Origin of the sequence: Paractinoplanes lichenicola (assembly GCF_016785085.1) — a bacterium.
Taxonomy (GTDB): Bacteria; Actinomycetota; Actinomycetes; order Mycobacteriales; family Micromonosporaceae; genus Actinoplanes; species Actinoplanes lichenicola.
Genome location: NZ_JAENHO010000001.1, coordinates 706,368 through 728,296, shown reverse-complemented (window position 1 = coordinate 728,296; position 21,929 = coordinate 706,368). Strand labels below are relative to the sequence as shown.

The window sequence follows — 21,929 nt, the reverse complement described above, 5'->3', positions numbered from 1 at the left end:
CTCCTCAGAAGGGGTAGCGGGCGATGGTGGGCCGGCTGGTGAGCCACTGCTGCTCGGTGAAGGCGTCGGCGTTGTACCGGCTGGAACCCACGCGGCTGCCGTTGCCGGAGGCCCGTACGCCACCGAACGGCTGGAGCACGTCGTCGACCAGGGTCTGGTCGTTGACGTGCACGTTGCCGCTGACGATGCGGTCGGCGAAGGCCAGCCCGCGGCCGACGTCGGCGGTCAGCACCCCGGCCGAGAGGCCGTATTCGGTGCCGTTGGCCAGCTCGACGGCCTCGTCGAAGGACGCGAACGTGGTGACCGGCGCGACCGGGCCGAAGATCTCCAGGTCGTACGCGCTCATGCCCGGGCGTACGCCGGAGAGCACGGTCGGGGAGTAGAACAGCCCGTCGTACGTGCCACCGGTGACAACCGTGGCACCCGCGTCGGCGGTGTCCGTCACGATCGTGTGGACGGCGTCGCGCTGCCGGGCGTCGATGATGGGTCCGATCGCGACGGACGGGTCGAGCGCCGCGTTGCCGACCGGCAGGGCGCTGGCGCGGGCGGCCAGCCGGGCCACGTACTCGTCGGCGATCGCCTCGTGCACGAGATGCCGGCTCGACGACATGCAGATCTGCCCGGCGTGCAGGAACGATCCCCAGGCCCCGGCGCTGGTCGCGGCGTCCAGGTCGACGTCGTCGAACACCACGAGCGCCGAGTTGCCGCCGAGCTCGAGGTGCACGCGCTTGAGCCGCTGAGCCGCCCGTACGGCGATGGCCCGGCCGGCCGTGGTCGAGCCGGTGAACGCGATGATCGGCACGTCCGGGTGGTCGACCAGGGCCGCGCCCAGCGTGCCGTCGCCGGGCAGCACGGCGAGGGCGTCCTCGGGCAGGCCGGCCTGGAACAGCGCCTCGGCGATGATGGCGCCGCCGCTGACCGCCGTACGGGGGTCGGGTTTGACGACGACGCTGTTGCCGACGGCCAGCGCCGGGGCGACGCTGCGCAGCGCGAGAAACAGCGGGGAGTTGAACGGCGCGATGACTCCGACGACACCGGCCGGGATCCGGCGGCTGATGCTGAGCCGGCCCTCCGGGGAGGGATAGGTCTCGCCGGTCGGCTCCAGGGCCAGCCCGGCCGCCGCGTGCAGGGCCTGCGCGCTGATGGTGAGCTCGAACATGGCCTTGCCGACGGTGGCGCCGCCCTCGCGGACGAGCCAGTCGGCCAGCTCGGGCATGTTCGCCTCGATCAGGCGTCCGGCCTCGCGCAGGATGCCGGAGCGCTCGAACGCGGGCCGCCGGGCCCAGGCGCGCTGGCCGTCGACGAGCCGGGCGACGGCGCCGTCGAGGTCCTCAGTGGACGCGGCGGCGATCTGGCCGAGCACGGCCCCGGTGGCCGGTTCGGTGATGTCGCCGGTGACGGTGGCCGGTTGGGCGGCGCCCCTGTACAGCGTCTTGGCCATCCGGCCGGAATCAAGAAGTGGCATGGCGGTCCTCTGGTTGCAACGGGACCAGCGCGGCGCCGCGCAGGCCGATCATCATGGAGGCGAGCATCGTGTTGGCGCGGGGACTGGCGGGCATGATCGACGCGTCGGCGATCGAGACACCGGTGACACCGCGTACGGCCAGGGCGGGGTCGACGACAGCGGCGGCGTCCGTTCCCATTCGGCAGGTGCCGACCAGATGCCCGTACGACTCCAGGTGGTCGGAGAGCCGCGAACGGTCCCGCCACCACGCGTCCTCGGGTTCCACCAGAACGTCCCCGAGCGCATCGAGGGCCGCCTGGGCGTCGTCGAGCAGCAGGTCGAACGCCTTGGCGTCCTGCGGGTCGCCGAGGTGATTGAGGTGCACCTCGGTCGACCCGTCGGCCGCCAGCCGCACCGAGCCCCGGCTGATCGCCCGCATCAGGCCGAGCCCCAGGAACACCTCGGCCGGATCCTCGCCGGGCAGATACGGCTGGGCCTGATGCGGATAGAGGTGCACCTCGACCCGGTCGTCGGCCAGGATCTCGTAGCGCAGCAGCACGCCGTTGACCGGCCGCCGGCCCGGCGCCGCGGGGTCGGCCGCCCGCACCTGCAGCACGGTCCACGGGTGGTCCTGCAGGTTGGCCCCGACTTCGGGCGCGTCGTGCACCAGCGGGATGCCGGCCGCGGCCAGGTCGGCGGCCGGCCCGATACCCGAGCGCAGCAGCAGCGCCGGCGATTCGACCGCGCCCGCGCAGAGCACGACGTGGTCGGCCCGGATCGTTCCAGCCCCGGTGAGAACGCCGACGCACCGATCGCCGTCGAACAGCAGCCGTTCCGCAGTGGTATCAGCGCGCAGGTGCGGGCGCATCCGGGGCATCAGGGCCTCGTGTACGCCGTAGCGCACGTTCCCGTCGACCGTGTTGGTCGGCCAGTGCCCGACGCCGAGCACGCCCGGCTCGTTCTGGTCGTCGACCCAGGCGTGCCCCCGGTCGGCCGCCCACTGCGCGAAGGCGGTGTCGACCGGACCGAAGCTGAGCCGGGTGATGGGGATCGGGCCGCTGTCGCCGTGCCAGGGCCGATCGCCGTACTGCACATCGGTTTCCAGCGCCCGGAAGAAGGGCGCGACGTCGTCCCAGCGCCAGCCCTCGACGCCCCAGTCGTCGAAGCACCACGGCTGCCCGCGCAGCGCCGCCGCTGAGTTGGTCGACGTGCAGCCACCCGTGACCCGGCCCCGCAGCAGCGGCCGCCCGGAGTCGGCGTCGACATAACCCCACTCGAACTCGCCAGGGGTCGCGAGGTCGGTGCGCATCCAAGCCGGCGGGGGAGTGCCGGGGTCGGGGCCCGCCTCCAGCAGGATGACATCGGTGTCGCCGCGGGCGGCCAGGCCGTCCGCGCAGAACAGGCCGGCGGCGCCGCTGCCGATGACCACGACTGTCTTACGCAAGGCTCTCACCACCATCGAGGACGAGGATCTGACCGGTGGTCGACGCCGCCGCGGGGGAGGCCAGGTAGGCCACGGCCGCGGCGACGTGCTCGGGGGCGATCGGCGCGCCGAGCGGGATGGCGGCCAGCTTCCGGCTGACGTACGCGGGGTCGGCCAGCACACCGGCGGTCATCGCGCTGGGCACGACCGTCGGGGCGACCGCGTTGACCCGGATGTTGTCGGCCGCCCACTCCAGGGCGAGCAGCCGGGTCAGGTGGCTCACGCCGGCCTTGCTCACCCCGTACGCGAAGGAGCCCTTGGCGGCCAGGAAGGCGTGCGTGGACGAGATCGACACGATCGAGCCGCCGTTTTTCGCCAGCGCGGGGTGCGCGGCTCGGGCCATTCTGAACGCGCCGGTCAGGTTGACGTCGAGCACCCGCTGGAACGTGGCGACGTCGGTGTCGAGGGCGGTGCGGCGCACCATGACCCCGGCCGCGTTGACGAGCAGCGACAGGTCGTCGATCGAGGCCACCAGCTCGGCACAGGACTCGTCATCGGTGACGTCGAGATGCCGGACGCCCGGTGCCTCGTGGGAGTCGGCCCGGATCACGTGCCGGCCCGCTGCCTCGAGCGCGGCCGCGATGGCCTGCCCGATCGCTCCCGCGGCGCCGGTGATCAGGGCGGTCGTCATGCCGCGACCAAGGCGTAAGGAGGGCGCATGGCGGGTCCTTCGGTCAGGGTGGGGGCGCCGATCAGCAGCCCGACGGCTCGCCCCTCGTAGACGGCTTCTTGCACGGTGCGGGGCGCGAACGCGTCGCCGACCAGATGCACCTCGCCGGTCCAGCCCTCGGCCGCGAGTTCGTCGAGCAGCCCGGCGCGGGCCCGGGCCGGCCGCACGTGCACGATCGAGTCGATGCCGGTCAGCGTCTGCGCCGACCCGTCGACCGTGTGAGTGATGGTGACGGCGTCACCGTCCGCGGCCGTGGGCCGGTGCATCGTGAAAACGCGAACACCGGCCGCCCGCAGCCGTTCGGCCAGACCGAGCCGCGAATAGACAGTGATGCGCGGGGCCATGCTCGCCAACGGACTCACGAGCCGGACCGTCGTGCCGCGCGCCGCAAGATATTCGGCCAGGGCAAAGGCCTCCCACGACCCCAGTTCATCCAGTACGAGGGTGACCGCACCCGCCGACTCCGGGTCCCGCACGACATCGCGGAGCTCCAGCACCGGCGGCCCGTTACCCGCCACCCGAGCATCTCCGAGCGGTGCAGCGGATCTGGCGATGAAGGTTGCGTCGCCGTGCTGGGCGGATGTGTCACCGGCGACAATCCGTGGGGTGCAACGGCGTGGTGTGTCATCGGGTTGCATGCCACTTGGGGCGTGGAGTGGCCCGCTGAGGAGGGTCAGCGCGTCGGCTGGGTGGGTGGTGGCGCCGGTGGCGAGGACGACTACGTCGGGGGACAGTGCGGCGACCGTGGCCGCAGTGACCTCGGCGCCGAAGCGGCGGATCACGTCACTGGTGTCGAGTTCCGTCAGCAGGTCGTCGAGCAGAAGGGCGAACCCGGGCCGGATCCGGGCCACGTCCGGCAGCGAACCGCCGGGAGCGTCAGCGGCGTCGGCGAGCACGACTCGATGTCCGCGCCGAGCCGCGGTGATCGCCGCTTCCAGGCCCGCCGGGCCGGCCCCCACCACCAGCACCGACCGCGGCGACGGGTGGGCCGCCTCGGCCGTCGCCCAGGCCCGCTCGTCGCCCACGGCCGGGTTGACCGTGCAGGTGATCGGGGTGATCGCCTCCAGGTTGGCGTTGCACCCCTGGTTGCAGGCGATGCAATGCCGCGGGGCCCGACGGACGAGACCCGGCCCGTCCGCGCCCCCATCCCGCGCAGAAGTGCCTGCGGCTTGTGCGTTTGCGGCGCTGGCTTGCGCGTTTGAGGTCCCGGTCAGCGCGAGGGTGCGGCGGGTCAGGGCGGGTTCGGCTATGTGGGCGCGGGCGAAGCCGACCAGGTCGGCCTCGCCGGCCGCCACCATGGAGGCGCCCGTGGCCAGGGTGTCGATGCGGCAGATCGCCAGCACGGGCACGTCGGGGAACTCGCGCTTGAAGCGGGCGGGCAGATGCCGGAACGGCGCCCGCCCGTAGCTCATGTCGGCCATCTGCGTGCTCAGCGAGGCCGCCCCCACGTACGCGGAATGGCTGACGTGCAGGAAGTCGACCGGCGCCACCTCGCGCAGGTGCGCGACGATCCGGACCACGTCGTCCGGGCCGAGGCCGCCGGGCAGGAACTCGTCGGCCGACAGCCGCAGTCCGACCGCCGCCCGGCCGGCCACCGCGTCGACCACCGCCACCAGCACCTCGCGGGCGAGCCGGGCCCGCGCCTCGAACGAGCCGCCGTAGCCGTCGCGCCGGTCGTTCGTGAGCGGGGACAGGAATTGCTGCAGCAGATGCCCGTGGCCCAGATGCACCTCCATGCCGTCGAACCCGGCCTCGACGACCCGGGCCGCGGCCGCCGCGAACCCGGCGATCACGGCGTCCAGGTCGTACGCGTTCATGACGTGCGGCGAGTGCGCCCCGGTGCTCCACGGCGCCGGCCCGGCACCCCAGCTGCCCTGGTGTTCGTCGCCGGAATGCCGCCCGGTGTGCAGCAGCTGGGCGAACAGCCGGGTGTCCTCGGCGTGCACCACGTCGGCCAGCGCGGTCAGCCCGGCCAGCGCCTCGTCGTCGTAGGCGTGGATGCCCAGCCGGCGCAGGCTGGTCGGGTGCACCCGGATGCCCTCGGTGATGATCAGTCCGGCCCCGCCGCGGGCCCGTTCCCGGTGGTAGTCGAGGTGGCGTTCGGTGACCAGGTTGCGGCCGGCCGCCCCGAAGTTCGTCGTGTGCGGCGCGACGAAGATCCGGTTCTTGATGCGGGCGGGGCCGAGATCGAACGACGTCAGCAGGGGTGACAGGTCTGTGTTCAGCCGACCCACCTCGCCGACACCGACTTGAGGTCGGTGAAGAAGTCGACGGCGGTGCGGCCCTGGGAGTGGATCGTGCCCAGGAAAGACCTGCGCCGCCCGCCAAAGCCGACCTGCGCCGTCGGGGCGGCCACGCCGACGTTGACGCCGATGTTGCCGACGTCGGCGCGGCTGGTGAACGCGCGGGCGGCGGCCCCGTCGGCGGTGTAGATCGAGGCCGCGTTGCCGAACGGGCTGGCGTTCGTGAAGGCGATGGCGTCGTCGAGCGTCGGCACCTCGACCACGAAAAGGATCGGGCCGAAGATCTCCTCGGTCAGCAGTGGGCTGTCCACGGTTGCGCGCACCACCGACGGGCCGATCACAAATCCCGGGCCTTCAGCAGAACGGCCGTCGACCAACACGTCGTCTCCCGCCTTGGTCAGCACGTCGGCGACGGCATCCACGGCGGCGCGGGAGATCATCGGCGGCGAGCCTGCGGCGTCGGGGGCCGAGGCGACCGTGGTCGCGCGGGCGAGAGCCTCGACGGAGGAGATCAGGGCCGGTTGCGAGCCCACGGTGACGAGGATGCTGCTGGACAAGCAGCGTTGCCCGGACATGCCGAACGAGGACGTGGTGACGGCGGAGGCGACGACGTCGGGATCAGCGTCCGGCAAAGCCACAAGCGGATTCCGCGCACCCCCGGCCGCCTGCGCCCGCTTACCCGCCGCCGAGGCCCGGGCATAAACAGCAGCCGCGGTGGCCGACGACCCGACCAGAGACACGCTGGCCACATCCGGGTGGTCGCAGAGCGCCTCGACGACCGCGCGCCCACCCTGCACGACGTTGACCACGCCGTCCGGGAAGCCCGCCTCGCCGAACAGCCGGCCGAGCGCGGCACCCCCGTACGGGGTCTGCTCGGAAGGTTTGATCACGACGGTGTTGCCGCAGGCCAAGGCCCAGGACCAGTAGATCAGCCCGGTCATGATCGGGAAGTTGAACGGCGCCACGATCGCGGCCACGCCGATCGGTTCCCGCACGAGCGTGGCGTCGATGCCGGAGACGACGTCGACCACGTGCTCGCCGGCCAGCAGGGCGGGAGCGGTGGCCGCGGCCTCCAGATGCTCGCGGGCCCGCTCGAGCTCGGCCCGCGCGTCGCCCAGGGTCTTCCCGTTGTCCCGCGAGATGACCGAGGCCAGCTCGTCGGCGTTGGCCTCGATCAAACCGGCCAGCCGGACGAGGATCCGGGCTCGCCGGGTCGACGCCAGAGCAGCCCACCCGGGCAATGCCGCCCGCGCCGCGGCCACGGCCCGATCCACGGCCGCCGCGTCCCCGGCCCCCACCGCCCCGATGGTCTCCCCGGTCCAGGGTGAGGTCACCGGGATCTCAGCGCCGGTCGACGGCTCCAGAGAACCGCCGATCAGGTTGACGGCCCGCTCGGTCATGACAACTCCCGAGGGAGTGACGGCTTCACCGCGATCACGTCGATCTCCACCCGGCACTCACTTCCGATTCCTACGTAGACAGTGGCGCGCGTCGGGAACTCGCCCGGCGCCCAATGGGTGCGGTAAACGCTGTTCATCTCGTCGTAGAACGACTTCTCGGTCAGGTAGACCGTGGTCTTCACGACGTCGGCGAGCGAGGCGCCGGCGTCGGCCAGGATCGCGGCCAGCGCGTCGAACACGATGCGCGTCTCGTCCGCGATGCTCACGGCGGCGGCCATGCGCGTACGGGAATCGTTGTCGAACGCCATCCCGTTGGCGAACACCATCGTCTCGGTCTCGACGCCCTGCGAGAGCGGGTACGACTCGTCGTACTGGGGGCCCTCGGGCACCCGGATGATCCGGCGCATGGCGATCAGTCCCCGGTCAGCGGGCCGAAACCGGCCGGCAGCTCGGGGCGTACGGGCTCGGGCGCGGGCTCCGGGAAGTTCGGCATGATCTCGTCGGCGAACAGCCGGTTGGACCGCATGACCTGCTCCTGGTTGAGACCCGGGATCCACGACCACAGCACCAGCCGCTGGACGCCGTACTCGTCCTGCAGGTTCTTGATCTGCGCCCGCACGGTGTCGGGCGAGCCGATGAACAGGTGCTCGCGGGGGAACAGGAACTTCCACCACTCGCCGGTCTGGTCCTCGTCGCTCAGCTTCTCGCCGGGGTTGGCGAACATGTTGCGCGGGCGGACCCCGCCGACGTACGAGTAGAGCGCGTTGATCAGCTCGCGGGTGTCGGCCTCGGCCTGCGCGTCGGTCTCGGCCACGTAGACCATGCGCATCAGCGACACCCCCTCGCCGCGCGCGGCCGGCCGGCCCAGCGTCTCGGTCAGCGCGCCCTGGTAGGCGTCCATCACTTCGCGCAGGCCCTCGCGGGAGCGCAGCCAGGTGATCACGTTCATCCGCTCCTGGGCCGAGGTGACGAACCCGGGCGTCTTGTCCAGCAGGTTCCAGAGGCTCGGGTACGGCTTCTGGTACGGCTTCGGGATGATCGACATGGCGATGTACTCGCCGTCCTCGGCCCGCCAGAGCGGGTTGCGCGGATACCAGGTCGCGCCGTCCGGGATGCCCGGGGCCGGGAACGTCCAGAACTCGCCCTTGTGCGAGAACGCCTCCTGGGTCCACGCCTTCTTCAGGATCTCCATGTGCTCGAGGAAGAAGCGCCAGTTGCGCTGCTCGTCGGCGCCGCGGTCGGCCTGCGGGTAGAAGTTCGTGAACTCGCGGCGCTGGATGCCGCGGGCGACGCCGATGTCGAGGCGGCCCCGGCTCATCTGGTCGAGCAGCGCCAGGTCCTCGGCCAGGCGCAGCGGGTGCCAGAACGGTGGGGTGACCGCGCCCGTCCCGATCCGCAGTCGCGTCGTAATGCCGGCGACATACGCCCCGGCCAGGATCGGGTTGGGGTTGATCTCGAAACCCTCGCCGCCGAAGTGGTGCTCACCCTGCCAGAGCGTGCCGAAACCGGACTCGTCCAGGTGCACGATCTGCTCGGTGGCCATGTCGAGGAGCTCGCGATAGGACCGTTCGTTTCCCGGGTTATCCATCGTGAACAGGTAGTCGAACTGCACAGCGCGTCCTCCCAGCGGCAGTGAACCTATGGCGGACAGACTTACAGGCCTGACGAACCGGTGTCCAGTCCTGATTTATTAATTCCTGTAATGATTGACAGGCTGCGAACAGGGGTTTTAGCCTCGGCGCCATGCCGAACTCCTGGTGGCCGACCGCGATCAGCGCGGCGGACGAGACGCTTTATGAACGGGCCGGCTTCGGCCGAGTGTCCGGTCTAGGTGTACGCCCGGCCCTGCTGGTGATCGACGTGCAGTACCGCACGGTCGGCCACGAGCGGGCGCCGATCGCCGAGGCCATGGCCGAGTTCCCGACCGCCACCGGCGACCGCGGCTGGGCTGCCGTCGACCGGATCGCGCAGCTCCTGAAGGCGGCCCGCGCGGCCGGCATCCCGGTCTTCCACCCGCACGTCGCCCCCAAGACCAAGCTCACCCCCGGGGGCTACGCGGCCAAGACGCCGACCCTGGCCTCGACCGGCGAGGGCGCGTACGACTTCGTGCCCGGCGCCGCCCCGCGCGACGACGAGCCGCTGATCGCCAAGGACCATCCGAGCGCGTTCTTCGCGACCGGCCTGCTCACTCATCTCGTCCAGCGCGGCGTCGACACCGTGCTGCTGGCCGGCGCCACGACCAGCGGCTGCGTGCGGGCCAGCGCCGTCGATGCCTTCTCGTACGGGTTCCGGGTCGGTGTCATCGGTGACGCGGTGTTCGACCGCCTCGACGTGGTGCACGAGGTCGCCCTCTTCGACCTGGCCTCCAAATACGCCGACGTCATCACCGTGGACGCGGCCGGCGACTACCTGAGCACGATCGCATGAGGGTCGACTGGCACAGCCACACCTGGCTGCCCGAGCATCTCGGCCCGCACTGGGGCCCGGAGCTCGACGCCAACGTGTCGGCCCACCCGAGCGCGGACGGCGACTGGGACGCGTACGAGGAAGCGATGCGCGAGGCCGGCATCGACGCCGCGGTCATCCTCGGCCTGGTCGCCTGCGAGATCGACCTCGACATTCCCAATGAGCACATCGCCGGACTAGTCACGAAAAATCCGGACAAATATGTCGGTTTTGGCAGCGTTGACCCGTCCGATCGCCACGCGGTGCAGAAGGTCCACTACGCGGCCACTGACCTCGGGCTCAAAGGTCTCAAGCTTTCCCCGCCCTATCAAGGCTTCCATCCACACAGCGACGAGGCGTTCGCGGTCTATCGGGCCGCCGCCGACCACGGCTTGGCGCTGACATTTCACCAGGGCGGGGTGTTCCTGCGCAGCGGCTATCTGGAGTACGCCCAGCCGATGCTGCTCGACAAGGTGGCCCGCACCTTCCAGGACACCAAGATCATCATCGCGCACGCCGGCCAGCCGTGGTCGTTCGAGACCGCCGCCGTGATGTTCAAGAACCCCAACGTCTTCACCGACCTCTCGGCCCGCTACGGCCGCCCGGCGCAGCTCACCCAGATCCTGCAGAACCTGCTCGACTACGGCGTCCAGGACCGGGTGCTGTTCGGCTCCGACTTCCCCATCTATCGCCCGGCCGACTGCCTGGCGCAGTTCCGCGCCTTGGACTTCGACCCTGCCCTGCTCGAGTCGATCATCGACGACCGCCCGCTGAGCCTGCTCTTTTGAAGGAGAATCTGAATGCAGCCCCCCTTTGACCTGGTGCTCACCGGCGGCACGGTCGTCCGCCCCCGCGACGTGCCACGCCTCGCCGACGTCGGTGTGCGGGACGGCAAGATCGCGGCGGTGCTCACGCCCGGCACGGCGGTCGACGCCACCGAGCGCGTCGACGTGACCGGCCTGCACGTCATGCCCGGCGGCGTCGACCCGCACAACCACATCGCGCTGTCGACCTCGGGCCTCGAGGAATACCGCACCGACACCGCCGCCGCGGCCAAGGGCGGCGTCACCACGATGATGTACATGCTCTCCAACGGCGGCTCCTACCTGCCGATGCTCTCCGAGCACACGACGACCGCGGATTCGCTGGCGTACATCGACTTCGGCTATCACTGCACGCTGATGACCGACCAGCACATCAGCGAGATCGACGAGTACCGCAGCCGGTACGGCCTGCGCTCGTTCAAGTACTTCATGCACTTCCGCGGCGACGAGGGCGCGTATCTCAACGTCGAGGGCACCCACGACGGGCGCTTCTTCGGCATCGCCCAGGCCGTCGCCGAGCGCGGCGACCTGCTGCTGGTGCACGCGGAGAACCCCGAGATCGTCTGGGTGCTGCGCGACAAGCTGATCGCCGACGGCCGCGACGACCTGGCCGCCTGGGACGAGTCGCGGCCGCCGTTCGTCGAGGCCGAGGCGATCCGCAAGGCCACGTTCTTCGCCCAGCGGACCGGCTGCCGCATGTATTTCGTGCACGTCAGCACGGCCGACTCGCTCGACCAGCTGCGCAAGGCCCGGCTCGAGTTCGCCTCCGACGCGCTGTTCGCCGAGACCTGCCCGCACTACCTGACCCACACGTCCGACTGGTCCGGCGGCATCGTCGGCAAGGTCAACCCCCCGTTGCGTACGGCGGAGCACCCGGAAGCGCTGTGGGCGGCGCTCGCCGACGGCACCGTCAACACCCTCGGCTCCGACCACGTCGGCCGGCAACGGGTCGCCAAGGAGGGCGGCATCTGGAAGGCCAGCGCCGGCTTCCCGGGCGCGCCGACCACGCTGCCGGTGCTGCTGTCGGAGGGCCATCACCGCCGGGGTCTGCCGCTGCAGCGGATCGCCGAGCTGACCGCCAAGAACCCGGCCGAGCTGATCAAGGCCGACCACCGCAAGGGCGACATCGCCGTCGGGCTCGACGCCGACCTGGCGATCGTCGACCTGCAGAAGACCCGTACGCCCGACCCCGAGTGGCTGGGCACGTTCTCCGACTACTCGCTCTACGAGGACATGCCGCTCAAGGGCTGGCCCCGGCACACCCTCGTACGGGGTCAGTTCGTGGTGCGCGACGAGGAGCTCACCGGCAAGTCCGGCTACGGGGAGTACATCCGATGAGCAACCTCGCCGTACTGCAGGGCTATTTCGACGCCATGAAGGCCGGGGGACCGCCCGCCGCGATGCCGTTCTACGCCGACGACGTCGTGCTCGAAGTGCCCGGCTCGCATCCGGCGTCGGGCACCTATCACGGGCACGCCGGGGTGGGGGAGTTCGGCGCGACGATGGCCTGCCTGACCAACGGCACGTTCCGGCTCACCCCGGACGAGTTGCTGGCCGGCGACGAGCACGTGGTCACGGTGGCCACCGCCTCGGCCAACGGGTCGAGCTGGCGCCGGCTGATCCTGTCGACGGTCCGCGACAACAAGCTCGCCACCGTACGGTTCTTCGAAGGTGATCAGGAGCTCGTCGACAAGGTGCTGACGCCGTGACCCGGCTGATCACCGCGCCCCTGGGGTTCGTCTCCGACGAGTGGGTGGCCGACGTGGCGATCGCGGTCGACGGTGACACCATCGTGGCCGCCGGCCCTGCTTCGGCGATCACAGCCGACTTCCCGGACGCCGAGGTCGAGCACTGGGCCGACCGGGCGATCGTGCCCGGCGGCGTCAACGGTCACGGGCACACGTTCCAGGCGCTGATCCGCGGCTTCGGTGACGACCTGCGGTTCGGCGACTGGATGGGCAAGCTGGTGCACCCGACCGCGGCCGGGCTCGACCGGGACGCGATCAACCTGGCCGCCCGCTACGACTTCGCCGAAATGCTCCGGATGGGCATCACCACCGCCGTCGAGTTCTTCTATCTGCACGACGACGGCAACGACAACTCCTTCGCGATCATCGAGGCGGCCCGCGAGGTCGGCCTGCGGGCGGTGCTGGCCCGGTGCATGTTCGACGCCGATCCGGGCCCGCGGCGCTATCAGGAGTCCCCGGCGCTCTACGAAAAGAACTTCCGCGAGCTCCGTACGGCGGTGGCCGGCGACCCGCTCGTCGACGTGCACCCGGCGCCGCACTCGGTGCTCGGGGCGGGGCCGGCGATGCTCGAGCTCGGGGCCGCACTGGGCGCCGAGTTCGACGTCCCCGTGCATGTGCACCTGGCCGACAGCCAGGGTGAGGTGGACGCGTCGATCACCCGGTTCGGCACGACGCCGATCGGCCGGATGGCGGCGCTCGGCGCGCTCGACGAGCGGACCCTGGCCGTGCACGCCGTACGGGTCGATGTGGCCGACCTCAACCTGCTGGCCGAGCACGGCAGCACGGTCGTGCACAACCCGTCGGCCAACGCGTTCCTCGGCGGCGGCATCGCACCCGTCCGCAAGATGCTCGACCGCGGCATCCCGGTCTGCCTCGGCACCGACGCCGGGGGCGCCAACAGCCGGCAGTCGCTGTTCGAGGAGATGCGGATGGCCGCGCTGCTGGCCAAGGCGGTCGGCCGCGACGGCACGGCGCTGACGGCGACCGAGGCGCTGCGGCTGGGCACCTCGGCCGGCGGCCGCGCACTGCGCCTGCCGGTCGGGCTGATCGCCCCCGGCTACCGGGCCGACCTGGTCGGGCTGGACCTGACCGCGCCGTCGCTGCGACCCCGGCGTACGGCCACCCAGAACGTCGTCTACTCGATGCTGCCGGAGGCGGTGGAGCGAGTGGTCGTGGGCGGGCGGACCGTCGTACGGGAAGGGAAGCTTTTGACCGTCGACGTGCAGGAGATCGGGGCGGCGGTGGACACGCTGACGGCGGCGTGGACTCCGCTGACCGGAACGCACCCGGCCGTTACTGTGCTCACGTGACCACGCCCGAGGACCTGATGACCGACGCCGCCGGCTTCGAGCGCAAGCTCGGCACCTACATCCGCGAGCTGCGGCTCGAGCGCAAGGTGTCGCTGCGGGCGCTGGCGGCCGAGTCGGGCGTCTCGGTCAGCTTCCTGTCGCAGGTCGAGCGGGGTGAGGCCAGCCCGTCGATCGCCACCCTGATGCGGATCGCGAAGGCGCTCGGCCAGACCATCGGCAGCATGTTCGAGAGCCGCTCGAACAGCCGGCTGGTGCGGGCCGGGCAGGGGCCGCGGCTGGTCCACCCCAACTCGGAGTGGGACGAGGAGCTGCTGACGCCCCGGGCGTTCACCAAGCTCCAGGTGATCCGTTCGACGCTGGCCCCGCGCGGCACCACCGGCGAGGGCATGCTGTCGTACGGCGCGGCCGAGACGGCCGTCTTCGTCGAGCGCGGACGGGTCGACGTCTGGCTCGGCCCCGAGCGCTTCGATCTGCGAGAGGGCGACACCCTGTCGTACGACCCGAGCACCCCGCACCGGCTCGAGAACCCGACCGACGAGCCCGTCGTGCTGCTCTTCTCCAGCGCCCCACCCTCGTACTGATCTTTATCACTGCTGGCCAGGCCAGCTGTTTACGACTCCGAAACACTGTCGACGCGCGGGGAAACGTGCGATCCCTAGTGTTCGGTATAGGTGTTCGTGGTTCCGCTATTGATGGAATTCAACCCCTCCCTTTTCTGAGCTTAGGAGCCGCCGCCATGACGGTTTTGTCCTTCTCAATGTCTTCCCGCCGCCGATTCCTCGTCGTTCTGACCGCCGCCGCCCTCGCCCTGACCGCCTGTGGTGGCGGCGACGACTCCTCCGCCGAATCGTCCGGCCCCGCCGACCACGGCGCCCTGACCGTCCAGCTGTCCTGGGTCAAGGACATCGAGTTCGCCGGCGAGTACTTCGCCGATTCCAAGGGCTACTACAAGGAGGCCGGGTTCAGCTCGGTCAACCTGGTCGCCGGGCCGGGCTCGACCGAGACCCAGGTCGCGTCGGGCAAGTCGCTCATCGGCATCAGCGACCCGATCACCGTGGCCCAGGCCATCAACAACGAGCAGGCCCCGCTGAAGGTCATCGGGGCCACCTATCAGAAGAACCCGTTCACGATCCTCTCGCTCGCCGACAAGGCCAACATCACCACGGCCAAGCAGCTGGCGGGCAAGAAGGTCGGCGTCCAGACCGGCAACGAGGGCCTGTTCAAGGCGTTGCTGGCCGCCAACGGCGTCGCCGAGTCGGACGTCACCGTCGTCCCGGTGCAATATGACCCCTCGGTGCTGACCAACGGCGAGGTCGACGGCTATCTGGCCTTCGTCACCAGCGAGTCGATCACGCTGCAGCAACGCGGCTTCAAGGTGCAGAACCTGCCGTTCGCCGACAACGGGCTGCCGTTCGTGACCGAGGCCTTCGTGGTCAGCCAGGACTCGATCGACAACAAGCGCCAGGCCCTCAAGGACTACCTGTACGCCACCATCCGCGGCTGGAACGACGCCGTGGCCGATGTCGACGGCGCGGTCGACCTCGCGGTCAACAACTACGGCAAGGCGCTGAACCTGGACGCCGAGACCCAGAAGCTGCAGGCGACCGAGGCCAACAAGCTCATCCAGAGCGACGAGACCGCGACGAACGGCCTGCTCACCATCTCCGACCAGGCGATCGACACGAGCCTCGCGTCGCTGAAGGCTACCGGCGTGGAGATCACCAGCGGCGACCTCTTCGACACCTCGCTTATCACCGAGGTCTACAAGGACCACCCGGACCTGCTCAAGTAACCCGCCCGCCGACCCGTCGACCCGTCGATCGGAGAGACCCCCATGCCACACACCGGCATCGACATCCGCGGCCTGAGCAAGAGCTTCACCCTGCGCGGATCGGTCGTCACGGCGCTGCAGGACGTGTCCCTGGCGACCGAGCAGGGGGAGTTCCTCTCCCTGCTCGGCCCGAGCGGATGCGGCAAGTCGACGATCCTGCGGATCCTCGCGGGCCTGGAGACCGCCTCGGACGGCACCGTCACCGTCGACGGCAAGACGCCCCGCGAGCTCCGCGAATCGCACGCGCTCGGCATCGCGTTCCAGGACGCGGCCCTGCTCAACTGGCGGACGGTCGAGAAGAACATCCGGCTGCCGCTCGAGGTGGCCGGGCTCAAGCCCGAGCCCGGCCTCATCGCCGGCCTGATCGAGCTGGTCGGGTTGCAGGGCTTCGAGAAGGCCAAGCCGGCCCAGCTCTCCGGCGGCATGCGCCAGCGGGTCGCGATCGCCCGGTCGCTGGTCCTCAAGCCGTCGGTGCTGCTGCTCGACGAGCCGTTCGGCGCCCTCGACGACATGACCCGGCAGCGGCTCAACGGCGAGCTGCTGCGTATCCTGGCCGCCAAGCCGGCCACCACCCTGATGGTCACCCACGGCATCAGTGAGGCGATCTTCCTGTCCGACCGGGTCGCCGTGATGAGCGCCCGGCCGGGCCGGGTCGTCGAGGTGCTCGACGTCGATCTGCCCCGGCCGCGCACCGCCGAGATGATGCGCACGCCCGAGTTCCACGCGCTGCAGGACCGCGCGTCGGCGCTGCTGTTCGAGGGCGCGACGCCCGCGGTGAGCACCTCGTGAGCCGGTGGCGGCGGGCCGGCGCCGGGGGCCGGGTGGCGGCCGGCGCCGTCGGGGTCGTCGCGATCTGGTGGCTGCTGGCCGCGACCGTGCTGCGCAATGTCGGCGCCGCCTCGGCCGACGGCGGCGGCGGGTCGATCCCCACCCCGGCCCGGGTGCTCAGCACGGCGATCACCGACGGCTTCTCGTTCTACGGCCCGAACGTGTCGCTGACGCTGCGCGAGGCCGCCCTGGGCTACGTCTTCGGCAACCTGATCGCGATCGCGCTGGCCGCGGCCGTGATGGTGATCCGGCAGCTCGAGGGGGTCGTCTCGCAGTTCGCGGTCGTCACCTACTGCATCCCGATCGTGGCCATCGGCCCCATCCTGCGGATTTTGATCGACCCGCCGCAGAGCGGGGAGGTCGCCGGCACCGCGGTGTTCCTGGCCGGGATGCTGGTCTTCTTCACGACGGTGGTCGGCGCCCTGCTCGGTCTCAAGGCGGCCGACAAGGCGGCGCTCGACCTGGTCGCCGCGTACGGCGGCTCGCGCTGGCAGCAGCTCGTCAAGGTGCGGCTCATCGCCGCGATCCCCAGCCTGCTGACCGCGCTCAAGGTGGCCGCGCCGTCCGCGTTCCTCGGCGCGGTGCTGGGCGAATACCTCGGCGGGGTCGACGTCGGCGTGGGCCCGGCGCTGATCAACGCGCAGCAGACGCTGCAGATCCCGCGTACGTGGGGGATCGCCCTCGTGGCCGGGCTGGTCTCGCTGGCCGGCTATCTGATCGTGGCGCTGATCGGCCGGTTCGCCGCGCCGTGGGCGGCCGGAGCGAAGGAGGGCCGATGACCGGCCTGCGGGTCACCCGGGCGGTCGGCCGCAGCGCCGGCCGGGCCGCCATCTCGATCGCGGCCGTCCTGCTGCTGTGGATCGCCGCCCTGCGCGTCTTCGACATCCCGGCCTTCGTCGGCAAGAGCCCGATGGACGTCGCCGACTACTTCTTCACCCTGCCCAAGGCGGCGCAGAACCGGTCGGAGGCGCTCGGGCTGCTCGGCACGACGCTGACCGACGCGCTGCTCGGATTTGTCGCCGGCCTCGCCGTCGCGCTCGTCGTCGCGGCCGTGTTCCTGCTCTTCCGCCCGCTGGAGAGCGCGCTGCTGCCGATGGTGCTGCTGCTGCAGTCCGTGCCGCTGATCGCGATCGCGCCGATCCTGGTGCTGATCTTCGGCCGTACGTCGGTGACCGTCGCCGTGATGGGCGGGCTCGTGGTGCTCTTCCCGGCGCTCGTCAACATCGTCTTCGGCCTGCGCAGCGCCCCGACGGCCGCGCTCGACCTGGTCACCGTCTATGGCGCCGGCCGCTGGCAGACGCTGCGCAAGGTGGCCGTGCCCGCGGCGGTGCCGGCCCTGTTCGCGGCGGTGCGGATCTCCGCGCCCGGCGCGATCACCGGCGCGCTGATCGCCGAGTGGCTGGCCACCGGTCAGGGCATCGGCTACGCGATCGTCGCCGCCGTCGGCGAGTCCCGGATCAACGCGGTCTGGGGCCTGGCCGTGCTGATCACCCTGGCCACCCTGCTGATCTATCAGCTGGTCGGCGTGGTCGAGTCGGCCGTGCTGGCCCGGATGGGATTCACCCAGGCATGAACGCTGACTTCGCTCGTCGCCCGGCCGAGCCCATCTTGAACGCTGACTTCGCTCGTCGCCCGGCCGAGCCCATCTTGAACGCTGACTTCGCTCGTCGCCCGGCCGAAGCCATCTTGAACGCCGACGAGATCGCCCGGCGCTCGGCCGAGCTCATGCTGGGTGCCGACCAGGCCGCGAAACTGCTCGGCATCGTGTTGCGCAGCGTACGGCCGGGCGGGGGCGAGGTCACCATGGTCGTCCGCCCCGACATGGTCAACGGCTGGGACACCTGCCACGGCGGGGTGATCGCGACGCTGGCCGACACGGCGTTCGCGATCGCCTGCAACTCGTACGGCGTCCTGGCCCCGGCGGCCGGGTTCGACATCACGTTCCTCGAACCCGGCCGGGTCGGCGACCACCTGCTGGCCCGCGCCGACGAACGCGCCGTCAAAGGCCGCACCGGCCTCTACGACGTCACCGTGTCGCGGCTGCGCCCCGAAGGCACCCCCGGCGAGCCCATCGCCGAGTTCCGCGGCCGCAGCCGCACCGTCGGCCGCCCGCTTTTCGACTGACCGTCAGCGCACGTGCTCGTCGAAGTCGGCGAGCAGTTCGCGCATGGCGACCGCCGAATCGCCGTGCAGGAGCCAGCCCTTCTCGTTCTCCCAGCCGACGCTGGACCACGCGAGGTAGGCGCACGGCGGCAGGTCGAGCAGGTCGCCGCTGGCCTCGTACTTCTCGAAGACGCCGCGCAGCCAGGCCGACTCGCGGCGGATCGCCTTGGCCCGCAGCTCATCGTTGCCCATGAAGCCGCGTTCGGCCAGGCCGTACGCCACCGTCTCGCCGTTGCGCAGGCGCGGGCGGACGATCTGGTCGTACCAGGCGACGTAACCGGGGTGCTTGGGCAGGATGAACTCGGTCGGGAAGGTCTTCCCCGAGTAGACGTCGCACAGGTATTCATCGGCCTCGACCCCGCGCCAAGGGGCGGGGTTCTTCATCACGTCGCCGGACGGGCCCCACTGGTACGCCATGGCGCAATAGACCACGCGCGCGCCGGACCAGCCGTCCTTGATCTCGTCGCGGGCCTGCTTGAACATGCGGGCGAACTCCGGGCCCTCGAGCCGGCCGGCCCCGCCCTCCGGCTCGTGGTGCACGATGACGGCGACCTCGGGGTGCTTGGCCAGCCACTGACCGATCCCGCGGTGCACGTCGGTCCACGCTCCCGCACGAACCTCGCGGGGCGGCGGCTTGTAAGACACGTAGACGCCGCCGTCGCTCCACTTCTCGGCGAATTCCTTGATCTTGTCGAGCACCTTTCGCGGGTTCACCCCGGGCTTGAGCGGCGGGATGAACTCCCGGCCGATCCGGGCGGCGGGGTAATTGCGCCGAGTCTCCGCCGGGGTCACGTCAGGGTCCTCATGGACTCCGATCGACACCGTGCGAGTGCCGATGCGCCGGACCGTCGAGACCGTCATGTCGTCCTCCAGTTGTTCCCGATATGTCCGGACTTCCGGACCGCTCCAGGATCAGCCCCGGTGGCCCCGCCGGGCGTCATCTCGGCTGCGTAAACACCGTGTCGTGGTCGTACGTCAGCTGCGGTACTCGGCCGAACGGCCAGTACGTCGGCGGAACGACCCGCCCGTTCCGGAACGCGACCAGAATGTAGGTATGGATACCAATAAATCTGACTTTTCGGTCGCGTTCCTCCGGCGTCGCCGACGAGGCGGGGAGTAGCGAGCGATGAAAGTCGATCACCGTATTCGCCCGGTGGTGCGGTTCATGGACACTGTGGAGAAACCGCTCGCCGTCCCGATCATCTCGGCCGCGTTCTCCGCACGGCTTCCGCCGGCCCGGCCCGAACGGGAACCAGTCCGGTGATCGCCGTGCTGGTGGCCGACGACGAGGAGCTCAACCGGGCCTTCGTCAAGATCCTGCTCACCCGGGAACCGGACATGGAGGTCGTGGCGGAGGCCGTCGACGGCCGCGAGGCGATCGACTTGTCCCGCCGGCACCGCCCCGACGTCGTCCTGATGGACTTGCGCATGGCGGTCATGGACGGCATCGCCGCGACGAAGGTCATCACCGGTCCCGACCTGATCCCCGGGGATCCGTACCATCCCCGAGTCGCCGTCCTGACCATTTCTCAGGAGGACGGCACGGTCGCCGAGGCGCTGCGGGCCGGCGCCTCGGGTTATCTGCTCAAGCACTGCGTTCGCAGTGGCGCCATCGGTCACCTGGCCACCGGCATCCGGGAGATCGCCGGCGGCGGCTGCTTCCTGCATCCGGCGGTCACCGGCGCCGTGATCGCCGCCGCGGCCTCCGTCGCGCCCGAGCCCGGCCCGCCGTCGCCCAGTGTGCTCGACCGGCTCACCCCGCGCGAGCTCGAGATCCTCGAGCACATGGCCCGCGGCTACGAGAACGGTGAGATCGCCGCCCGGCTCTTCCTGTCCCAGGCCACCGTGCGAACCCACGTGAGCCGGGTCATCATGAAGCTCGGAGTGCACGGCCGCACCCAGGCCGTCGTCGCCGCCTATCAGAACCGGCTGCTCCCCGCAGGCCCGCCGTAGCGGCGGGAAGCCACGCCAAGATCTGCTCAGAATGCTGAGGGTGGCGTCCGATGAATAGGGCGTGGCCAACTGGATCAGCAGGGTAGTGCCGGACATCCGGCTGCCGGACGGTGCTTTCACCGCCCGGCACCGGGCCCTGCGCGCCGTGCTGATCATGTCGTTGCCGGTCATCGTGGCGGGGGCTGCCTTCCAGGAGCGGATCGCCGCGCTTCTGCAGCAGCCGCATGCCGGGCACGGGGGCGGCCTCGCGATCGTGTGGGGCATGGTGGCCGCCACCGCGGTCTGCGCGGCCCTGGCCACCTGGGTCCGGTCGCAGCTCGCGGCCTCGCTCGTGGTCTCCCTGGGGCTGCTGCTCGGCTCGGCCGCACTGGTGCACGCCGGCGGCGGCCTGACCGACCTGCACTTCGCGTTCTTCGTGGTGCTCGGGCTGATCAGCCTCTATCAGGAGTGGCTGACGCTGGTGCTCTCGGTGACCCTGGTCGCGGTGCATCACGTGGTGGTCGGCATCCTCGTGCCCGAGGTCGTCTTCTCCGACCCGCGCGCCTGGGCCCACCCGGTCGCGTTCAGCCTGCTGCACGCCGGGTTCGTGCTCGCGATGTGCGCCGTGCAGCTCGCCTACTGGCGGTTCATCCACCGGGCCCAGGTCGAGATGCACGAGGTGCAGGACGCGGCGGCCGAGCAGCTGCGGCGGCGCGAGGAACGCTACCGCGCCCTGGTGCAGGACTCCGCCGACGTGATCAACGTGGTCGACGAGGACGGTGTGATCGACTCGGTCAGCCCGGCCGCGCTCGCGGTCATGGGCTACCGGCCCGAGGAGCTGGCGGGCACCGACTACTACCAGCTCATCCACCCCGACGACGTGACCGCGCTGCGGGCGTTCGGCGGGGGCGGGGCGACCGAGCAGCGTACGGAGGTGCGCACCCGGCACGCCGACGGCAGCTGGCACTGGCACGACGTGACCCTGCGCGACCTGACCGCCAACCCCGCGGTCGGCGGCCTGGTGATCAGCCACCGCGACGTGACCGAGCGCCGTGAGTTCCAGGAGTTGCTGCAGCACGAGGCCGCCCACGACGTGCTGACCGGGCTGCTCAACCGGGGCGCGTTCCTCAAGGCGCTGGACCGGGCGCTCGCCGAGCTGCCCGCCGACGGCCGGGTGGCGGTGCTGTTCATCGACCTCAACGACTTCAAGCCGGTCAACGACACGTACGGGCATGAGGCCGGCGACAAGATGCTGATCGCGGCCTCGAACGCCCTGCAGCGGTCGGTGCTGGGCGCGGACACCGTCGGGCGGCTCGGCGGCGACGAGTTCGCGGTGGTGCTGGTCGACATCAGCATGCCGGACAACGCGGTCGCGGTGGCCACCCGCATCCTGCACGCGCTGGCCGAGCCGGTCACGATCGGCGGCGCCACGCTGCGCTGCACCGCCAGCATCGGCATCGCGGTCGGCGGCGGCGGGGCGGGCACCGACGAGCTGCTCCAGCGAGCCGACACCGCCATGTACGAGGCCAAGCGCGCGAAGACGACCGGCCCCGGCTGGGCCCTGCACGGCGACGACTCGATCACGCCCGTCGCGGTGCCCTGAGGCAG

21 protein-coding genes are annotated in these 21,929 nt (G+C 70.8%); 13 read left to right on the top strand and 8 right to left on the bottom strand.

What is annotated here, in order from left to right:
* Nucleotides 1–4: 4 nt before the first annotated feature.
* The 7 genes from JKJ07_RS03200 to JKJ07_RS03170 are packed head-to-tail and all read right to left on the bottom strand — an operon-like array spanning nucleotide 5 to nucleotide 8,852.
* Entirely contained in the window at nucleotides 5–1,465 is a 1,461-nt protein-coding gene (locus tag JKJ07_RS03200) for an aldehyde dehydrogenase family protein (RefSeq protein ID WP_202989669.1), read from the bottom strand.
* Nucleotides 1,452–2,888, bottom strand: coding sequence for a GMC family oxidoreductase (locus JKJ07_RS03195; protein WP_202989667.1), 1,437 nt, complete (start codon nucleotides 2,886–2,888; stop codon nucleotides 1,452–1,454). Before JKJ07_RS03195 ends, JKJ07_RS03200 begins: the two co-directional genes overlap by 14 nt.
* The gene (locus JKJ07_RS03190; RefSeq protein ID WP_202989665.1) at nucleotides 2,881–3,558 is read right to left on the bottom strand and encodes an SDR family NAD(P)-dependent oxidoreductase; all 678 of its coding nucleotides are present in this window, start codon (nucleotides 3,556–3,558) and stop codon (nucleotides 2,881–2,883) included. Before JKJ07_RS03190 ends, JKJ07_RS03195 begins: the two co-directional genes overlap by 8 nt.
* A complete protein-coding gene (locus tag JKJ07_RS03185) occupies nucleotides 3,555–5,831 on the bottom strand; it encodes an oxidoreductase (protein WP_202989663.1) in 2,277 nt (758 codons plus the stop codon). Before JKJ07_RS03185 ends, JKJ07_RS03190 begins: the two co-directional genes overlap by 4 nt.
* On the bottom strand, nucleotides 5,819–7,240 hold the full coding sequence (locus JKJ07_RS03180; RefSeq protein WP_202989661.1) for an aldehyde dehydrogenase family protein: 1,422 nt from the start codon (nucleotides 7,238–7,240) through the stop codon (nucleotides 5,819–5,821). Before JKJ07_RS03180 ends, JKJ07_RS03185 begins: the two co-directional genes overlap by 13 nt.
* Nucleotides 7,237–7,647: a RidA family protein gene (locus tag JKJ07_RS03175; RefSeq protein ID WP_202989659.1), complete on the bottom strand. Its 411-nt coding sequence runs from the start codon at nucleotides 7,645–7,647 to the stop codon at nucleotides 7,237–7,239. The genes JKJ07_RS03180 and JKJ07_RS03175 overlap by 4 nt, the downstream gene beginning before the upstream one ends.
* Before the next feature lie 5 nt (nucleotides 7,648–7,652).
* On the bottom strand, nucleotides 7,653–8,852 hold the full coding sequence (locus tag JKJ07_RS03170; RefSeq protein ID WP_202989657.1) for an LLM class flavin-dependent oxidoreductase: 1,200 nt from the start codon (nucleotides 8,850–8,852) through the stop codon (nucleotides 7,653–7,655).
* Nucleotides 8,853–8,983: 131 nt separating this feature from the next.
* On the opposite strand from JKJ07_RS03170, the gene JKJ07_RS03165 reads away from it, so the two are divergent.
* The 11 genes from JKJ07_RS03165 to paaI all read left to right on the top strand — a co-directional run bounded on the left by JKJ07_RS03165 (nucleotide 8,984) and on the right by paaI (nucleotide 18,350).
* The gene (locus tag JKJ07_RS03165) at nucleotides 8,984–9,667 is read left to right on the top strand and encodes an isochorismatase family protein (RefSeq protein ID WP_202989655.1); all 684 of its coding nucleotides are present in this window, start codon (nucleotides 8,984–8,986) and stop codon (nucleotides 9,665–9,667) included.
* Complete coding sequence (locus JKJ07_RS03160; protein WP_202989654.1) at nucleotides 9,664–10,473, top strand: amidohydrolase family protein; 810 nt, start codon at nucleotides 9,664–9,666, stop codon at nucleotides 10,471–10,473. The genes JKJ07_RS03165 and JKJ07_RS03160 overlap by 4 nt, the downstream gene beginning before the upstream one ends.
* A gap of 12 nt (nucleotides 10,474–10,485) precedes the next feature.
* Complete coding sequence (locus JKJ07_RS03155) at nucleotides 10,486–11,847, top strand: dihydroorotase (protein ID WP_202989652.1); 1,362 nt, start codon at nucleotides 10,486–10,488, stop codon at nucleotides 11,845–11,847.
* Entirely contained in the window at nucleotides 11,844–12,218 is a 375-nt protein-coding gene (locus tag JKJ07_RS03150) for a nuclear transport factor 2 family protein (RefSeq protein WP_202989650.1), read from the top strand. The genes JKJ07_RS03155 and JKJ07_RS03150 overlap by 4 nt, the downstream gene beginning before the upstream one ends.
* A complete protein-coding gene (locus tag JKJ07_RS03145) occupies nucleotides 12,215–13,567 on the top strand; it encodes an amidohydrolase family protein (RefSeq protein WP_202989648.1) in 1,353 nt (450 codons plus the stop codon). The genes JKJ07_RS03150 and JKJ07_RS03145 overlap by 4 nt, the downstream gene beginning before the upstream one ends.
* Entirely contained in the window at nucleotides 13,564–14,148 is a 585-nt protein-coding gene (locus tag JKJ07_RS03140; protein WP_202989646.1) for a helix-turn-helix domain-containing protein, read from the top strand. The genes JKJ07_RS03145 and JKJ07_RS03140 overlap by 4 nt, the downstream gene beginning before the upstream one ends.
* 155 nt (nucleotides 14,149–14,303) lie before the next feature.
* Nucleotides 14,304–15,359 (top strand): ABC transporter substrate-binding protein, encoded by a 1,056-nt coding sequence (locus JKJ07_RS03135; RefSeq protein WP_202989644.1) that lies wholly within the window; start codon nucleotides 14,304–14,306, stop codon nucleotides 15,357–15,359.
* 42 nt (nucleotides 15,360–15,401) lie between these two features.
* Nucleotides 15,402–16,187: an ABC transporter ATP-binding protein gene (locus tag JKJ07_RS03130; RefSeq protein ID WP_202989642.1), complete on the top strand. Its 786-nt coding sequence runs from the start codon at nucleotides 15,402–15,404 to the stop codon at nucleotides 16,185–16,187.
* Nucleotides 16,184–17,005: an ABC transporter permease gene (locus JKJ07_RS03125; protein ID WP_202989641.1), complete on the top strand. Its 822-nt coding sequence runs from the start codon at nucleotides 16,184–16,186 to the stop codon at nucleotides 17,003–17,005. Before JKJ07_RS03130 ends, JKJ07_RS03125 begins: the two co-directional genes overlap by 4 nt.
* Complete coding sequence (locus JKJ07_RS03120) at nucleotides 17,002–17,799, top strand: ABC transporter permease (protein WP_202989639.1); 798 nt, start codon at nucleotides 17,002–17,004, stop codon at nucleotides 17,797–17,799. The genes JKJ07_RS03125 and JKJ07_RS03120 overlap by 4 nt, the downstream gene beginning before the upstream one ends.
* Nucleotides 17,800–17,873: 74 nt before the next feature.
* Nucleotides 17,874–18,350: a hydroxyphenylacetyl-CoA thioesterase PaaI gene (paaI, locus tag JKJ07_RS03115; protein ID WP_236028202.1), complete on the top strand. Its 477-nt coding sequence runs from the start codon at nucleotides 17,874–17,876 to the stop codon at nucleotides 18,348–18,350.
* 3 nt (nucleotides 18,351–18,353) lie between these two features.
* Here paaI and JKJ07_RS03110 read toward each other — a convergent pair whose 3' ends face one another.
* Nucleotides 18,354–19,250: a hypothetical protein gene (locus tag JKJ07_RS03110; RefSeq protein ID WP_202989637.1), complete on the bottom strand. Its 897-nt coding sequence runs from the start codon at nucleotides 19,248–19,250 to the stop codon at nucleotides 18,354–18,356.
* A gap of 399 nt (nucleotides 19,251–19,649) precedes the next feature.
* Between JKJ07_RS03110 and JKJ07_RS03105 the strand changes: the two genes are divergently transcribed.
* Both JKJ07_RS03105 and JKJ07_RS51575 read left to right on the top strand, forming a co-directional pair.
* Nucleotides 19,650–20,342, top strand: coding sequence for a response regulator transcription factor (locus tag JKJ07_RS03105; protein WP_202989636.1), 693 nt, complete (start codon nucleotides 19,650–19,652; stop codon nucleotides 20,340–20,342).
* Nucleotides 20,343–20,403: 61 nt separating this feature from the next.
* Nucleotides 20,404–21,924, top strand: a complete 1,521-nt coding sequence (locus JKJ07_RS51575; RefSeq protein ID WP_202989634.1) for a diguanylate cyclase domain-containing protein — start codon at nucleotides 20,404–20,406, stop codon at nucleotides 21,922–21,924.
* Nucleotides 21,925–21,929: the final 5 nt, after the last annotated feature.